The sequence below is a fragment of the Sphingobium yanoikuyae genome, from assembly GCF_013001025.1.
In the GTDB taxonomy this organism is placed as follows: Bacteria; Pseudomonadota; Alphaproteobacteria; order Sphingomonadales; family Sphingomonadaceae; genus Sphingobium; species Sphingobium yanoikuyae_A.
Window position 1 is genome coordinate 3941447 of the sequence record NZ_CP053021.1, and the last position, 14356, is coordinate 3955802.

Genomic DNA, 14356 nt, shown 5'->3' on the forward strand with positions numbered 1-14356 from the left:
GCTTTCGCGCCTGAGTCAGCGCCCGGTCGCCGACGCCCCCGTGCGATAGCCCGGCTGGGCCGGTTCCCCGAACGCCGCCAGGATCGTATCGAACCGGCGGGCTAGGTCGTCGCGATATTCGGGATGGGTGATGATATAGGGCTGGTCCTGCTCGACCGCGCGCACCACCGCCCGGCCCAGCCAGATCGGCTCCATCATGTTGGCGCGAATCTGCGCCAGCCGCGCCGGGTCCATCGCGCCCGGCCCGACCGTGTCGGATTCCGACATGCGGCTGCGGGTCAGGCCGGGAAACAGGGTGGAGACGCCGACGCCATGGGGCGCCAGTTCCTGCCGCAGCGAATCCGACAGGCCCAGCACGCCGAACTTGCTCGCCGAATAGGCTGCGAACAGGCCGAAGGGGTTGAGCCCGTTCATCGACGATGTGTTGACGATATGCCCCGCGCCCCGGTCGACCATCGCCCGCGCGAAACAGGCGATGCCATTATAGACGCCGGTCAGGTTGACCGCCACCAGCCGGTCGAAATCGGCCGGGTCCATGTCGATCAGCGGCGCGAAACCGGACGCGATCCCGGCATTGTTGCAGAGAATATCCACAGGCCCGAAGCGCGCCTCCGCCGCTGCCCTGGCCTGCGCCCAGCTATCGCGCCGGGTGACGTCGAGGGAGAGCGCCATCGCGTCCGTCCCCGCCGGCAGTTTCGCCGCCTCCGCCTCGGCAAAACCCGCGTCGATATCGGCCAGGATGATGCGCCCGCCCTGCTCGGCAAAGGCCTGGGCCATCCCTGCGCCAATGCCGCCGCCGCCCCCGGTGATGAATATCGTTCTGCCCGCGATCTGCATCCTGCTCTCCTTTACATTTACGACAACAGTGTTGCAAATTAAGGCCAGCAGGGAAAGGGGCTATTGGCCCCGGCTGTAACTGCGCGTTTCCCCTTCCGCCGCCAGCTTCTTGTCCAGCATCCCGGCAGCACGGTCGGCATAGCGGCGGCAGGCGGTCGGATCGATGAAGGCATTGGGCACGCGCTTCGCCCGCAGGCGCGCCAGCTTGGCCGGGTCGGCCGGATCGGGATGGGCGGTGATCAACAGGTCGCAGTCCATTACGCCCACCTTGGCGAAGGTCGCACGAAAGGCCTCGACCACCGGCCGGCGCGCCGGATCGGAAAACGCATAGCCGTCGGCCGCGATCGGATTGAGGCTGGAGCCGAAGACCATCGTCGCGCATTGCCGCCCCTCGCAGCTTTTCCAGCGCCAGCTCATGCTGCCCATCGTATGGCCCGGCGTCGCGACGGCGGTGATGACCGTGTCGCCCAGCCGGATCTCCTCCCCATCCTTGACCGCGCGCAGCCGGCGCACGGCGGGAAAACGCTCCAGCCAGGCCGCCTGCGGATCGGCCGGATCGATGCCGCCGGTGCGCAGCACGGCCGCTGCCGGCGCGCTCGCTACCACCGTCGCGCCGCTGTCGCGGGCCAGCGCGGCCAGCCCGCCGGCATGGTCGAAATGCGGCTCCGTGCTCAGGATCAGCTTCACGTCGCGGATCGAAAAGCCCAGCGCCTTGATGTTCGCCTCCACGTCGCGCACCGCCTGCGGCACCGCGCCGTCGATCAGGATCAGCCCGGCACTCGTCCTGATGAGCGCGACATTGAGGCCGCCGAACCCGACCAGATAGGTCTGGCCATGCAGCCGGACCGGTGCCTGCGGCGCCAGCCAGCGTTTGGACGAGGCGAGCGCGATCGGCCGCAGCAACGGATCATCCGCCGCCTTCGTCCAGGCCGGCCCACCCAGAAACATCGCAGCCATGCTGATACCTACGCCCATCCAGTTGCGCATCGCCCTACCCTTACATGCTTGGTGATGGGCTGAGATTGCGGGAGATACGGGCTTGCGACAAAGCATCAATTCTCGACACAGCCATTAGCTTATCTTATGCCTGGACCATGGATCGCGCCCAATTGCCGCTCAATGCCCTGCGCGCCTTCGAGGCGGCGGCCCGGCATCTCAGCTTCACCCGCGCCGGCCTCGAACTCTGCGTCAGCCAGGGCGCGGTCAGCCAGCAGGTCGCGCAGCTTGAGGCGCGGATCGGCGCACCACTGTTCCGCCGCCTGCCGCGCGGCCTCGCTCTGACCGATGAGGGGCTGGCGCTGCTCCCGGTGCTAGCCGATGCGTTCGACCGGGTCGGCGGCACGCTGGAGCGGATCGAGGGTGGGCGGCTGCATGAAGTGCTGACGCTGGGCGTGGTCGGCACCTTTGCCGGCGGCTGGCTGCTGCCGCGCCTTGCCGATTTCGCCCGCGCCTGCCCCCATGTCGATCTGCGGCTGATGACCAACAACAATAGGGTCGACCTGGCCGGCGAAGGGCTGGACCTGGCGATCCGCTTTGGCGAGGGCGCCTGGCACGGCACCCATGCCCAGCCGATCCTCCGCGCGCCGCTCGCCCCGCTCTGCACGCCCGCCCTCGCCGCCCGCCTGGCCGATCCCGCCGCGCTCGCGCGCGAGCCGCTGCTGCGCTCCTATCGTGCCGACGAATGGCCGCGCTGGTTCGCCACCGCCGGTGCGCCCTGCCCGCCGCTGCGCGGGCCGATGTTCGACACCTCGCTGCTGATGGTGGAGGCGGCACGGGCCGGCCTTGGCGTCGCCCTCGCCCCGGTCGCGATGTTCGCCGCCGATCTGCAGGCCGGGCGGCTGGTCCAGCCTTTTCCGGAGAGCGTCGATGTCGGCGGCTATTGGCTTACCCGCCTGCTGTCCCGCCCCGACAGCCCCGCCATGGCCGCCTTCCGCGCCTGGCTGGCGGATGCTGTCCTACAGGGCTGATCGCCCCTATAATGGGGGCGGCCGGCGCAAGGATGTTACGGGGATTGGAAATTCTATGTCGAAATGTGCGGGAAATATGGGAAGTTAAGCGATCGAAATCCTATTGCGGATAGCTGATCGCCATCACCTCATATTCCTTTTCGCCGGCGGGCAGATGCACCCGGCGCAGGTCGCCGATGGCCGCCCCGCGCAGCGCACGGGCGATCGGTGATCCCCAACCGATCCGGCCGGCGTCCACATCGGTCTCGTCATTGCCGACGATCGTCACGGTGCGATGATTGTCATCCTCGTCGGCGATGGTGACGGTCGCGCCGAAATAGACCCGGCCCTTGTCGGGCTGCTGGCGCGGGTCGACGACCTTGGCGTCCTTCATCTTCTTCGACAGGCGCTTCAGCTGCCCGTCAATCTCGCGCATCCGCTTGCGACCATAAAGATAGTCGCCATTTTCGCTCCGGTCGCCATTGCCCGCGGCCCAGCTCACCACCTCGACGATGCGCGGCCGCTCGACGCCGAGCAGATGGTCATATTCGGCGCGCAGCTTCGCAAAGCCCTCGGGGCTGATATAATTGGGATAGGGACCGCTCATGCCGCCCCTTATCCACAGCCTTGGCCGACGCGCAAACCGGAAAGATCAGCCCGGCGTCTGCTTGCCCAGATAGCGGCTGAGCACCGCATTGCTGCCCTTGAACTTGGCCCGCTCCGGGTTCATCGCCTCATAGACGACAGCATTTTCCAGCACCCGTTGGACATAGTTGCGCGTCTCGAAGATCGGGATCTGCTCGATCCAGCGCAGCATGTCGGCACCCGGCAGGCGCGGGTCACCATTGGCCTTGACCCAGCGATTCACATTGCCCGGCCCGGCATTATAGGCGGCGACCGCCAGCGGATAGCTGCCGCCATAATAATCCAGCATGCGCTGGAAATAGCCCGACCCCAGCATGATGTTGTAGCTGGGATCATTGAGCGAGCCGGCGTCATAGCTCAGGCCCAGCTTGCCCGCCTGCTCGCGCGCCGTACCGGGCATCAGCTGCATAAGGCCGCGCGCGCCGGCATGGCTGACGATCTGCTTGTCGAACTGGCTTTCCTGTCGCGCGATCGCATGGACCATGGTCCAGTTATATTGCGCCGTCGGCGGCACCGGTACGCGCGGAAAGGCGCTGGCGCCATAGCCGGTCAGGCCGTTGGATACGGCGCGACGACCGACCATCACGCCCATGTCGGGGCGACCCAGATTCTGCGCCAGCTCGGCAGCCAGGAAATGATCGCCATCGCTGTCCGCGCCGTTGGCGATGGCGCGGACGAATTTGCTCTGGTCCTCCCAATAGCCCATCTGGCCCAACGCCCTGGCGGCGCGCACCACCGACCGGTTGTTGAACTCGCTGCGTTCGGCGGCCGAAATCGACACCGCCCGTTCAGGCGGCGGCGGCACCGGCCGGCCCAGCCGCTCCAGCGCCAGCTGGCCATAATATTGATCGGGGAATTGTGCCGACTGGTTGAAATAGCTGTTGGCGCTGGCGGCATCGCCCGCCTGCAGCGCCGCGCGCCCGGCCCAATAATAGCCCTTGGCCTGGACCTGGGGCGACTTGCCGCCAGTGGCATAGCGGCGGAACATCGCCACCGCATCGGTCGGCCGGTTGAGATTGTAGAAGGCGGTGGTGCCCGCCAGCCAGGCAAGGCTGGTATAATCGTCGCGCTCGCCGATCGGCCGGGTCGACACATCCGTGCCCGGCGCATAGGCATCGTCCAGTTGGCTGGCGATGCCATAGGCAAAGCTCCACTGGCTGTCGTTCGCCGACGACCGTGCTTGGGTCAGCAGCGTCTCATACCATTTTTCGGCATTGCCGGGGCGGAAGGTCAGCGGCTGGCGATTGGCCAGATATTGCCGCCCGGCGATCCAGTTGCCGCTGTTGAGCAGCCAGGTCGCCTTGTCGGCGATGAAGCCTGCATCGCTCGCCCCACCGGCCGGCTCGGCCGTCTGCATCTTGATCGCGGCGTCCGGCGACTTCTGGCGAAAGGCGATGCGCGCATCATAGATCGCCCGCCGCGCCGGGCTGACATAGGCCAGCATCCGCATCGCGCCGATCGTGTCATTGCTCCACAGCAGTATGTCGGCCCGCTGATCATGGTCGGCCACGGTAAAGCCCGATCCGAACAGCGACAGCAGCCGCGCCTCGTCAATCGGACTCAGCGTGCCGGTGATCCAGGCGGTACGCGCGGCAACCCGCGCCTCGTCCATCCGCCCGGCCTGCATCAGCGCCACAGCATTGCGGGCATGGCCGGTCGCGGTGCGCGCCGGGAAGCGGGCGAAGAAGACGATCACCTGGCGCGGATCAAAGCTGTCGGGATTGATCCCGGTCTCGGCCAGCCGCCGCATCCGGTCCTCGCCCGGCCAGCCGGGATTGGCCATGATGAAGCTGGCATAGGTGGAAAAGCCGAGACCATCGCTCTGCTGCAAGGCGCGCCACTGGCTGATAGTGCCGGCGATCGAGGGATCGGACGGCATGCCGACGCGGCTCGCCGCCTGGTTCCAGGCGCTGGGCTGAGTCGAGCCCGGCTGGCCCGGCAGGGGCTGCACCATCGCCTGGGCATAGACGGTGGGGGTTTCGGTCTGGGCGCCGGCACCGGCGGTTGCGAGCAATAAAGCAATGACAGGCATGCGGATCAGGTAACTTTCGACAGTTCCGGGCTTCGGCATGCTGGACATAATCGCTATTGCATCCTTATCAGGCCCTGAATGACGCGCTATAGCGCGCCGCTTGCCCGATCATGCCCCGGTCGCCCGGAGAATTGAAGGAGTTTAATGATGTTTTCCGGGTCGATTCCAGCCCTGGTGACCACTTTCCGCGACGGAGCGGTGGATGAGGCCGCCTTCCGCGCCCTGGTCGACTGGCAGATCGAGGAAGGGTCGAGCGCGCTGGTCCCCTGCGGCACCACCGGCGAAAGCGCGACCATGACGGTCGAGGAGCATAATCGCGTCATCGCCATCTGCGTCGACCAGGCGGCCGGCCGCGTGCCGGTAATCGCCGGCTGCGGATCGAACGACACCCGCATCGCGCTGGAACATATGTATGCGGCGCAGGCCGCCGGTGCCGACGCGGCGCTGGTCGTCGCGCCCTATTACAACAAGCCGAATCAGGAAGGCGTCTACCAGCATTTCGCCTATCTGGCGCAGCGCTGCGATCTGCCGATCGTCCTCTACAACGTCCCCACCCGCACCATCACCGACATCGGCGTGCCGGTGATGCACCGGCTGAGCCAGGAATATCAGTCGATCGTCGGGGTGAAGGACGCCACCGGGAATCTGGGGCGGGTCACCGCGCAGCGCCTCGCCTGCGGCCCGGACTTCTGCCAGCTTTCGGGGAATGACGAAACCGCACTCGGCTTCAACGCGATGGGCGGCCGGGGCTGTATTTCGGTCACCGCCAATGTCGCCCCGCGCCTGATCGCCGATTTCCAGGCGGCCTGCGCCGCGCAGGATTGGGATGGTGCCCTGGCGCTGCAGGATCGTCTCTATCCCCTGCATGATGCCCTGTTCAGCGATTCTTCACCCGGCCCTGTCAAATATGCGCTTACCCGCGTGCGGCCCGACATGCCCGGCGAGCTTCGGCTGCCGATTACCTGGCCGTCGGAATCGAGCCGCGCCGCGGTCGATCGCGCGCTGGAGATCGCCGGTCTGGTTTGACGCGCCGGCGTCCCTATATGATGAATTGAGTTAAGTAGCAGAATATGGCCCGCCCCCGCCCCGCAACCTTCGACAAGAAGAAGATCGTCGCCGAGAACCGGCGCGCCCGTTTCGATTATTTCATCGAGGACGTGTTCGAAGCCGGCATCGCGCTGCAGGGCACCGAGGTGAAGGCCCTGCGCGGCGGCGAGGGCAATATCGCCGAAAGCTATGCCGAGGTGAAGGGGAACCAGGTCTTCCTGGTGAACAGCAACATCCCCGAATATAGCCATGGCAACCGCGAAAATCACGAGCCCAAGCGGGTGCGCAAGCTGCTGCTGCACGAGCGTGAGATCGAGAAGATGCACAGCGCGGTGTCGCGCAAGGGCATGACGCTGGTGCCGCTGATGGTCTATTTCAACAGCCAGGGCCGGGCCAAGGTCGAACTGGCGCTGGCCAAGGGCAAGCAGAATCACGACAAGCGCGACACGATCAAGGAACGTGACTGGAAGCGCGATCAGCAGCGCATCATGAAGGCACATAGCTGATCCATGGACAATCGCTTCTCCCGCTGGTGGCACGCCAACGCGCCGACCCGTGAATCGCTGGAGAAGAGCCGCGTCCTTGCCCCCGTCGCCCATCGCGTGCTGGAACCTTCGCTGTGGCGCTTCACCCGTCGGTCGGTACCGCGCGGCGTCGCGCTCGGCCTGTTCGTCGGCATCTTCCTGCTGATCCCCGGCGTCCAGATCGCCGGCGCTGCTATCTTCGCCCTGCCCTTCCGCGCCAATATCCCGGTGGCGGCGGCGATGACCTTCCTGTCCAACCCGGCCACCACGCCGCTGATCCTGATGGCGTCGGTATGGCTCGGCAACTGGATGCTCGGCCGCAGCGCTGACGCCTCCGGCTTCATGGCACTGGTCGATGGCCATGCCTCGATCGGCCAATGGTGCGCCTGGCTCTTTTCCGAAGCCGCCCCGGCCATGCTGCTCGGCCTCTTCCTCATCTCGCTCGCCAGCGCGGTGGTCGGCTATGTCGGCGCCGACTGGTTCTGGCGCCGCCGCATGGGGCGCAAGTGGCAGGCGCGCAAATTGAGGATTGGCAAGCGCACCGAAAGCAGCGCATTGGAAGAGATCGCCCGGGTCTGATCCGTGGCGTCATGGTTCCATTGTAAGGGCTTAAGGGGACGGCGCCGATGGTCGCGCGGGTAAACAGGGATGATGAGGCGTGGATGGGGCAGGCCCCGTCGCGCAGCTTCGTGCCTCTGCTCGCGCTCGCCGCAGCAGCCTCCGCCGCGATCGTCCTCTATGCCATCGGCGACTGGGCGCTGGCCGCCGGCTTTGCCGCCACGGTCATCACCATCGCCGCGCTGCTCGCCTGGTATCGCCGCCTCTATCCCCCGCCGCTGTCCGCCAGTGATGCCGTGCCCGACTGGACCGTGGCGCGCGCCGCCGCCGACGCCTCCAGCATGGCGATCGCCGTCACCGACCGCGCCGGCCGGCTGGTCTGCGCCAGCGACCTGTTCGGCGAATGGTTCCCCGGCTATCCCTCGCCTCCGGCCGTCAATGCCGATGCCTCGCTGATCGAGAGCCTGACCGCCGCCGCCCGCGCCGCCTGGCGCGATGGTGAGGCCAAGGTGGAGGCGATCGCCCATGCGACCCTGCGCCTCGACGTCGACATCACCCGCACCGGTCGCTCGGAAGATTATCTGCTCTGGCGCTTCACTCCGATGCGCCAGCCCAGCGCGCTCGACGATGTCCATCGCGTCCTGACGGGCGAGGCCGGGCGACAGTTGGGCGAAGCCGGCATCATGGCGGTGATGATCGGCGGCGAGGGGCGCATCCGCGCCGCCAACGGCGCCTTCCTGCTGCGCGCCGCCGGACGGATCGATGCCAACATCACCGGCCGCGATTTCGCCGCCCATATGCGGGTCGATGACAAGGGCCGGCTGTTCCTGGCGCGCGAGGAAAGCGGCGGCCTGCCGCTGCGCCTGCTGCAGGTGCCGCTGCGCCGCGCCACCCAGCCGGGCGGCATCCAGAATGGGGCGCAGGACGGCCCGATGCTGCTGCTGCTGATCGACGAGCCGGCCGGCGGCGGCGGCACATCGGCCCTTTCCTATATCGAAACCCTGCTCTCGCTGCTGCCCTTCGGCCTCGCCATGGCCGATCGCGACGGCCGGGTGCTGTTCGTCAACAAGGCGTTCGCCCGCGCCGCCGGCATCAAGGATGCCGAAACGCCCAGCTATCCCGGCGACCTTGTCGTGCGCGAGGATCAGGCGGCGGTGGCCGACGCGGTGCGCCGCTTTGCCGTCGGCCCGCAAATGTCGGGCGACATCGCCGTGCGCATGCGCGAACAGCCCGAAGAACCGATCGCGCTCAGCCTTGCCGGCGTGCGCGGCCTGGGCGAGGCCGCTGTGCTGCTCAGCCTCAAGGACAATAGCGAGGAATCGAAGCTCAAGCGCCAGGTCGCACAGGCGACCAAGATGCAGGCGATCGGCCAGCTGGCGGGCGGCGTCGCCCATGACTTCAACAATATCCTGACCGCCATCATCGGCCATTGCGACCTGATGCTGATGCGCCATACGCCGGGCGACAGCGACTATGACGACATCACCCAGATCAAGTCGAACAGCAATCGCGCCGCCGGCCTCACCCGCCAGCTGCTCGCCTTCTCGCGCCAACAGACGCTGCGCCCGCAGATATTGCAACTGCCCGACATCGTCGCCGACGTCTCCAACCTGCTGAAGCGCCTACTCGGCGAGAATGTGAAGCTCGACGTCAGCCATGGCCGCAACCTCGGCGCGGTGCGCGCCGACCCCGGCCAGCTCGAACAGGTCATCATCAACCTGGCGGTCAATGCCCGCGACGCCATGCCCGAAGGCGGCACGCTCAATATCCAGACCTATGGCGTGCCGGCGAACCGCGTGCGCGAGATGCGGCAACAAATTCTGCCGATCAGCGACTATACCGCGCTGCGCGTGTCCGACACGGGCCTCGGCATCCCGCCCGACATCTTGTCCAAGATCTTCGAACCCTTCTTCACCACCAAGGAACTGGGCAAGGGCACCGGTCTTGGCCTCTCCACCGTCTACGGCATCGTAAAGCAGTCGGGCGGCTATATCTTCGCCGAATCCGAACTGGGCCGGGGCGCCAGCTTCGTCATCTATCTGCCGGTCTATGCCGGCGGCGACATCGAGCAGGCCAAGCCCAAGACGCCGATCAAGCGCAGCGAAACCTGGGGCACCGGCACGGTGCTGCTGGTCGAGGATGAGGATATGGTCCGTGCCGTGGCCGAACGCGCCCTCACCCGGCAGGGCTACAAGGTGCTGACTGCCAGCGACGGCGAACAGGGGCTGGAAGTGCTGGGCGGCGGCGAGAAGATCGACCTGCTGATCTCCGACGTGGTGATGCCCAATATGGATGGGCCGGCGATGGTGGCGCAGGCGCGACGCAGTTTCCCCGACCTCCCCGTGCTGTTCATGTCCGGCTATGCCGAGGAGCAACTGCGCAAGTCGATCGACATCGCCAATGTCGCCTTCCTGCCCAAGCCCTTTTCCGTCAACCAGTTGGCCGAAGCGGCGCGCGACGCGCTGGCGATGCGACCGGCGGTGGAATGAACTTGCCCGCCGGCAAACGATTATGCTGGGCATCGCCTGCCCCTTTGGCTAGCGATGGGAAGCAAGAACAAGGGACAAGGGCGCATGGCTGACGGCAAGTCCATCCTCATCGTCGAGGATGAAGCGATGATCGGCATGATGCTGGAAGATTATCTCGACGCGCTCGGCTATCGCCTCCACGCGACCGCCGCGTCGGTGGACGAGGCGTGCGCCCTGGCGCGCGAGGGCGGGTTCGACGCCGCCCTGCTCGACTGCAATCTCCAGGGTGAAAAAAGCTGGCCGGTCGCCGACATATTGGCGCAGCAGTCGATTCCCTTCCTGTTCGCCACCGGCGGCATGGCGGATGATCTGCCGCAGGGCCATGCCGATCGGCCGACGCTGGCCAAGCCCTTCACCATCGGCGCCGTGGAGCGCGCGCTGGAGAAGATTCTCGCCGACTGAATAGGCAGGATAGGAAATTTCCGTTCCCCTCTTGTTCCGCAGGAACAAACGGGATACATCATTGGCAGGCGCCGAGTGACTCGACGCGATCCGCTTGACAGGGGATAGGCCGATGACCGCTATGCTCTCACTCATCGATTCCAAGAAGACAGGCACAATGGACAGACAGAAAGCATTGGAGGCGGCGCTCGCCCAGATTGATCGCGCCTTCGGCAAGGGCAGCGCGATGAAGCTCGGCAGCCGTGAGAAGATCGAGATTGAATCGATCTCGACCGGCTCGCTCGGCCTCGACATCGCGCTCGGCATCGGCGGCCTGCCCAAGGGCCGCATCATCGAGATTTACGGTCCCGAAAGCTCGGGCAAGACCACGCTGACGCTGCATGCGATCGCCGAAGCCCAGAAGGCCGGCGGCACCGCCGCCTTCGTCGACGCGGAACATGCGCTCGACCCCATCTATGCCAAGAAGCTGGGCGTCGACATTGACGAACTGATCGTGTCGCAGCCCGACACCGGCGAACAGGCGCTGGAAATCGTCGACACGCTGGTCCGCTCCAACGCCATCGACATCCTCGTCGTCGACTCGGTCGCCGCGCTGGTGCCGCGTGCCGAGATCGAGGGCGAGATGGGCGACAGCCATGTCGGCCTGCAGGCGCGCCTCATGAGCCAGGCGCTGCGCAAGCTGACCGGGTCGATCGCCCGCTCCAAGTGCATGGTGATCTTCATCAACCAGGTGCGCATGAAGATCGGCGTGATGTACGGCAATCCGGAAACCACCACCGGCGGCAACGCGCTCAAATTCTACGCCTCGGTCCGTCTCGACATCCGTCGCACCGGCCAGATCAAGGATCGCGACGATATCGTCGGCAACGCGACCCGCGTGAAGGTGGTGAAGAACAAGGTCGCCCCGCCCTTCAAGCAGGTCGAATTCGACATCATGTATGGCGAGGGCATTTCCAAGATCGGCGAAATGCTCGACATCGGCGTCAAGGCCGGGCTGGTCGAGAAGTCGGGCTCCTGGTTCTCCTATGACTCGGTCCGCATTGGTCAGGGTCGCGAAAACGCCAAGACCTTCCTCAAGGAAAATCCCGAAATGGCAGACCGCCTGGAAAAGGCGATCCGCGGCAAGACCGAGGAAGTCGCCGAAGGGATGATGGCCGGACCCGAAGCGGGGGATGACGACTAAGCAGGACGACCGCGCCCGACCGGATCAACCGGGCGCCTGATCCTGCCTTTCGTCCACCTCTGGCTTCACGCTCTGAAAAGGCCCGTTGCGCGATGGCGCGGCGGGCCTTTTACCTGCCGGGCGCGCGACAGGGCTGTCGCCATGCAGGCACAACGGAGGGGAAGAGGGAAAAGACCGCTATTCGTGCGGCCGCAGGGCGCGGTTGAGCGAATCCAGCACCTCGGCGATCGGTTCGGTCACGGTGACGCTGCGGCCTTCGCCAAAGCGGATGCGGGTGCCGTCGGTCACGGATGAGACGAAGGTCACCTGGGTAGGGTTGACCGCGGTTTCGGTGCGATCGACGCCGACGAACATGACGAGCATGATCTTCTCTCCCATTTTCGGCCCGTGCCGGACCCATTGGGTGCAAGACTAGCTGCTTTTTGCGCCGTTACCAGAGGCTTTGTGCGGTTCAACCTGCCTGGATCGCCTGCAGGAACCGGCTCGCCCGATCGTCCAACCGATGCGCGACCGTTGCCAGTTGCCCCGCCGCAACGCCGATGTCATGGGCGCCTGCTGCCGCCGCGCTTGCATTATCGCTGATCTGGCGCGCACTCTGGCGGATATGGTCGCTCGACGATCCGGCTTCCGACAGGCTCGCGGCGATCGACCGGCTGAAGGCACCATGGCGCGCCACCGCCGAGAAGACCGATGCCGACACCTCGTTCGCGGTCGCCATCGCCGCGTCCATGTGCAGATGCCCCTGCGCCACCGTCTCCACCGCCAGCCGGACATGGCCGATGCGCTGGCCGATCTCGGCCGCCGCCTCACGCGTCTGGCTCGCCAATGTCTTCACCTCGCGCGCCACCACGGCAAAGCCCTGCCCGGCCTCACCGGCCCGTGCCGCCTCGATGCTGGCATTGAGCGCCAACATGCTGGTCGCCCGCGCAATATCGTCGATCAGGGTGATGACCGCGCCGATCCCGTCCGCCTCGACCCGCAGCGCCGCCGTCTGCTCGGCCCCGACCTGCGTCTGCGCCACCGCCGCGCGGATCGCTTCGCCCGCCGCGCGCACCTGGCTTTCCATTGCCTGGAACAGCCCGCCCAGTTCCTGCCCGCCGCTGGCAATGCCGTGCAGGCTGTCGGCCGTCTGTTCCGCCGCGACCGCCATGCCGGCCGCCGCCTCGCCATTGCCCGACGCCCGCTCCACCGCCTGTTCAGCGCGCGCCGACAGCATGTCGGCCATGCCGACCAGATCCGCGATCAGCGCCTCGACATCCGCGCGAAATGCGCCGCTCTCGCGCGTCACATGTTCCAGCCGCCGGGTGCGGGCCAGCGCATCGCGCGTATCCCGCTCCGCCGCCAGCCGCAGCAGCAGCGGGCCGTCGACCACGCCGGCATAATGGCCGCCCTGCGTCACGATCAGCCCCTCGCAATCACTCCCCTGCGCCGCATAAAGATCGATCAGCCGCTCGACGCTGGCACTCTGCTCCACCATCGCACACGGCCGCACATGCTCATCCAGCCGCCCGCCGAAACTGGGATTGCGCAGCAGCGCATGACCGAAGGGGTTGAAAAGGATGCGTCGCATGTCGCGCTCATAAATGGCCCCCACCGGCCGATCGGCGGCGTCCACCACCGGCAGCAGCCGCAGCGCCGCATCGTCCTGGAAGCGGTCGACCGCCTGGCTGAGCGGCTGGCCCAGCCGGACCGCAGCGCAGCCCTGCGCAAAGGGCAAGGCGGTGCCGGCGGCAACATGCGGCTCCGGGTCGGGCCGATCGAGCATCTGGGGCGCGTACATGGCGCCCGGCCTAGAAGAAAAGGGTAAATGACCGCTTAGTATTTGATGACGCTTTTGTTACAGATCGTTGTTTTTACGGAATTATTTGGCCGGTTTATAGCCAAATGCCTCGCGTGCCAGCTTGACCACCTCGGGATCGGGCGCCGGGAAATCCATCGGCACCAGTTTCTCCAGCCGCTCCGCCACATAGGTTAGCGCCGCGATTCGTCCGGCCTTGCGATTATTATTGTCGATCACCTTCCAGGGCGCCTGCTTGGTGTCGGTCTTCTCGAACATGTCGTGCATCGCATCCCAATATTCGGCCCGCCTGGCCCGGTTGCGATAATCGTCGGTGCCGGTCTTCCACCGCTTCCACGGCGTATCCAGCCGCTGCGCCAGTTGCTCGTCCTGCGTCTCCTGGGTGATGTGGACGAACAGCTTGATGATGTTGGTGCCGGTCTCGACCTGCTGCGCCTCGAACGCGTTGATATCCTTGTATCCGCGCTTCCATTCCGCCTTGGTGGCATATTTCTCCACCCGCTCGACCAACACCCGGCCATACCAGCTGCGGTCGAACAGGCCGATATTCTGGCTGGCGGGTAACCGGGTCCAGAAGCGCCAGAGGAAATGATGGTCCAGTTCCTCGCGTGTCGGCGCGGCAATCGGATGGACCTGATAGTAACGCGGGTCCCAGTCCGCGGTCATCCGCTTGATGATCCCGCCCTTGCCCGCGCCATCCCAGCCTTCCAGCATGATGACGGTCCGGCGGCGATGCAGGATATGGGCGACCTGGATCTTCGACAGGCGATGCTGCAGCGCCAGCAGCGCCGCATCATAATCACCCTTGAACTTCGCCCCGGTCTCATAGTCCGACAGATTGATCGTCATGCGCCGC

The 14356-nt window shown here is 66.1% G+C and carries 14 protein-coding genes; 7 read left to right on the forward strand and 7 right to left on the reverse strand.

Annotation, left to right across the window (positions count from 1 at the left end):
* Positions 1-15: 15 nt before the first annotated feature.
* Entirely contained in the window at positions 16-837 is an 822-nt protein-coding gene (locus HH800_RS18940; protein WP_169861982.1) for an SDR family oxidoreductase, read from the reverse strand.
* Between the two features lie 60 nt (positions 838-897).
* Positions 898-1824 (reverse strand): subclass B3 metallo-beta-lactamase, encoded by a 927-nt coding sequence (gene bla / locus HH800_RS18945; RefSeq protein WP_169861983.1) that lies wholly within the window; start codon positions 1822-1824, stop codon positions 898-900.
* 107 nt (positions 1825-1931) lie between these two features.
* On the opposite strand from bla, the gene HH800_RS18950 reads away from it, so the two are divergent.
* Complete coding sequence (locus tag HH800_RS18950) at positions 1932-2804, forward strand: LysR family transcriptional regulator (protein ID WP_169861984.1); 873 nt, start codon at positions 1932-1934, stop codon at positions 2802-2804.
* 100 nt (positions 2805-2904) lie between these two features.
* Here HH800_RS18950 and greB read toward each other — a convergent pair whose 3' ends face one another.
* Together greB and HH800_RS18960 are read right to left on the reverse strand one after the other, a co-directional pair.
* Complete coding sequence (gene greB / locus HH800_RS18955; protein ID WP_010337318.1) at positions 2905-3390, reverse strand: transcription elongation factor GreB; 486 nt, start codon at positions 3388-3390, stop codon at positions 2905-2907.
* A 45-nt stretch (positions 3391-3435) separates the two neighbouring features.
* Positions 3436-5508 carry a lytic transglycosylase domain-containing protein gene (locus tag HH800_RS18960; protein ID WP_169861985.1) on the reverse strand — a complete coding sequence of 691 codons (2073 nt, stop codon included), beginning with the start codon at positions 5506-5508 and terminating at the stop codon, positions 3436-3438.
* 99 nt (positions 5509-5607) lie between these two features.
* Here HH800_RS18960 and dapA point away from each other — a divergent pair, with 99 nt between their 5' ends.
* The 6 genes from dapA (at position 5608) to recA (ending at position 11702) form a co-directional block, all read left to right on the forward strand.
* Positions 5608-6486, forward strand: coding sequence for a 4-hydroxy-tetrahydrodipicolinate synthase (gene dapA / locus HH800_RS18965; RefSeq protein WP_169863372.1), 879 nt, complete (start codon positions 5608-5610; stop codon positions 6484-6486).
* Positions 6487-6530: 44 nt separating this feature from the next.
* A complete protein-coding gene (gene smpB, locus HH800_RS18970) occupies positions 6531-7013 on the forward strand; it encodes an SsrA-binding protein SmpB (protein WP_010337314.1) in 483 nt (160 codons plus the stop codon).
* Between the two features lie 3 nt (positions 7014-7016).
* Positions 7017-7610, forward strand: a complete 594-nt coding sequence (locus HH800_RS18975; RefSeq protein ID WP_136185632.1) for a DUF2062 domain-containing protein — start codon at positions 7017-7019, stop codon at positions 7608-7610.
* 47 nt (positions 7611-7657) lie between these two features.
* Positions 7658-10078 carry an ATP-binding protein gene (locus tag HH800_RS18980; protein WP_419248213.1) on the forward strand — a complete coding sequence of 807 codons (2421 nt, stop codon included), beginning with the start codon at positions 7658-7660 and terminating at the stop codon, positions 10076-10078.
* A gap of 84 nt (positions 10079-10162) precedes the next feature.
* A complete protein-coding gene (locus tag HH800_RS18985) occupies positions 10163-10519 on the forward strand; it encodes a response regulator (protein WP_004208678.1) in 357 nt (118 codons plus the stop codon).
* A gap of 112 nt (positions 10520-10631) precedes the next feature.
* Positions 10632-11702 (forward strand): recombinase RecA, encoded by a 1071-nt coding sequence (recA, locus tag HH800_RS18990; protein ID WP_004208679.1) that lies wholly within the window; start codon positions 10632-10634, stop codon positions 11700-11702.
* Positions 11703-11879: 177 nt separating this feature from the next.
* Here the strand turns inward: recA and HH800_RS18995 are convergent, their stop codons facing one another.
* The 3 genes from HH800_RS18995 to HH800_RS19005 form a co-directional block, all read right to left on the reverse strand.
* A complete protein-coding gene (locus tag HH800_RS18995) occupies positions 11880-12065 on the reverse strand; it encodes a hypothetical protein (protein ID WP_004208680.1) in 186 nt (61 codons plus the stop codon).
* Positions 12066-12153: 88 nt separating this feature from the next.
* Complete coding sequence (locus HH800_RS29505; protein WP_169861986.1) at positions 12154-13482, reverse strand: methyl-accepting chemotaxis protein; 1329 nt, start codon at positions 13480-13482, stop codon at positions 12154-12156.
* Between the two features lie 81 nt (positions 13483-13563).
* Positions 13564-14349, reverse strand: coding sequence for a polyphosphate kinase 2 family protein (locus HH800_RS19005; protein WP_169861987.1), 786 nt, complete (start codon positions 14347-14349; stop codon positions 13564-13566).
* Positions 14350-14356: the final 7 nt, after the last annotated feature.

Coding starts and splice junctions, on each gene's coding strand:
- HH800_RS18940 (WP_169861982.1), bottom strand. CDS start 837: ATGCAGATCGCGGGCAGAACGATATTCATCACCGGGGGCGGCGGCGGC.
- bla (WP_169861983.1), bottom strand. CDS start 1,824: ATGCGCAACTGGATGGGCGTAGGTATCAGCATGGCTGCGATGTTTCTG.
- HH800_RS18950 (WP_169861984.1), top strand. CDS start 1,932: ATGGATCGCGCCCAATTGCCGCTCAATGCCCTGCGCGCCTTCGAGGCG.
- greB (WP_010337318.1), bottom strand. CDS start 3,390: ATGAGCGGTCCCTATCCCAATTATATCAGCCCCGAGGGCTTTGCGAAG.
- HH800_RS18960 (WP_169861985.1), bottom strand. CDS start 5,508: ATGTCCAGCATGCCGAAGCCCGGAACTGTCGAAAGTTACCTGATCCGC.
- dapA (WP_169863372.1), top strand. CDS start 5,608: ATGTTTTCCGGGTCGATTCCAGCCCTGGTGACCACTTTCCGCGACGGA.
- smpB (WP_010337314.1), top strand. CDS start 6,531: ATGGCCCGCCCCCGCCCCGCAACCTTCGACAAGAAGAAGATCGTCGCC.
- HH800_RS18975 (WP_136185632.1), top strand. CDS start 7,017: ATGGACAATCGCTTCTCCCGCTGGTGGCACGCCAACGCGCCGACCCGT.
- HH800_RS18980 (WP_419248213.1), top strand. CDS start 7,658: ATGGTCGCGCGGGTAAACAGGGATGATGAGGCGTGGATGGGGCAGGCC.
- HH800_RS18985 (WP_004208678.1), top strand. CDS start 10,163: ATGGCTGACGGCAAGTCCATCCTCATCGTCGAGGATGAAGCGATGATC.
- recA (WP_004208679.1), top strand. CDS start 10,632: ATGACCGCTATGCTCTCACTCATCGATTCCAAGAAGACAGGCACAATG.
- HH800_RS18995 (WP_004208680.1), bottom strand. CDS start 12,065: ATGCTCGTCATGTTCGTCGGCGTCGATCGCACCGAAACCGCGGTCAAC.
- HH800_RS29505 (WP_169861986.1), bottom strand. CDS start 13,482: ATGTACGCGCCCCAGATGCTCGATCGGCCCGACCCGGAGCCGCATGTT.
- HH800_RS19005 (WP_169861987.1), bottom strand. CDS start 14,349: ATGACGATCAATCTGTCGGACTATGAGACCGGGGCGAAGTTCAAGGGT.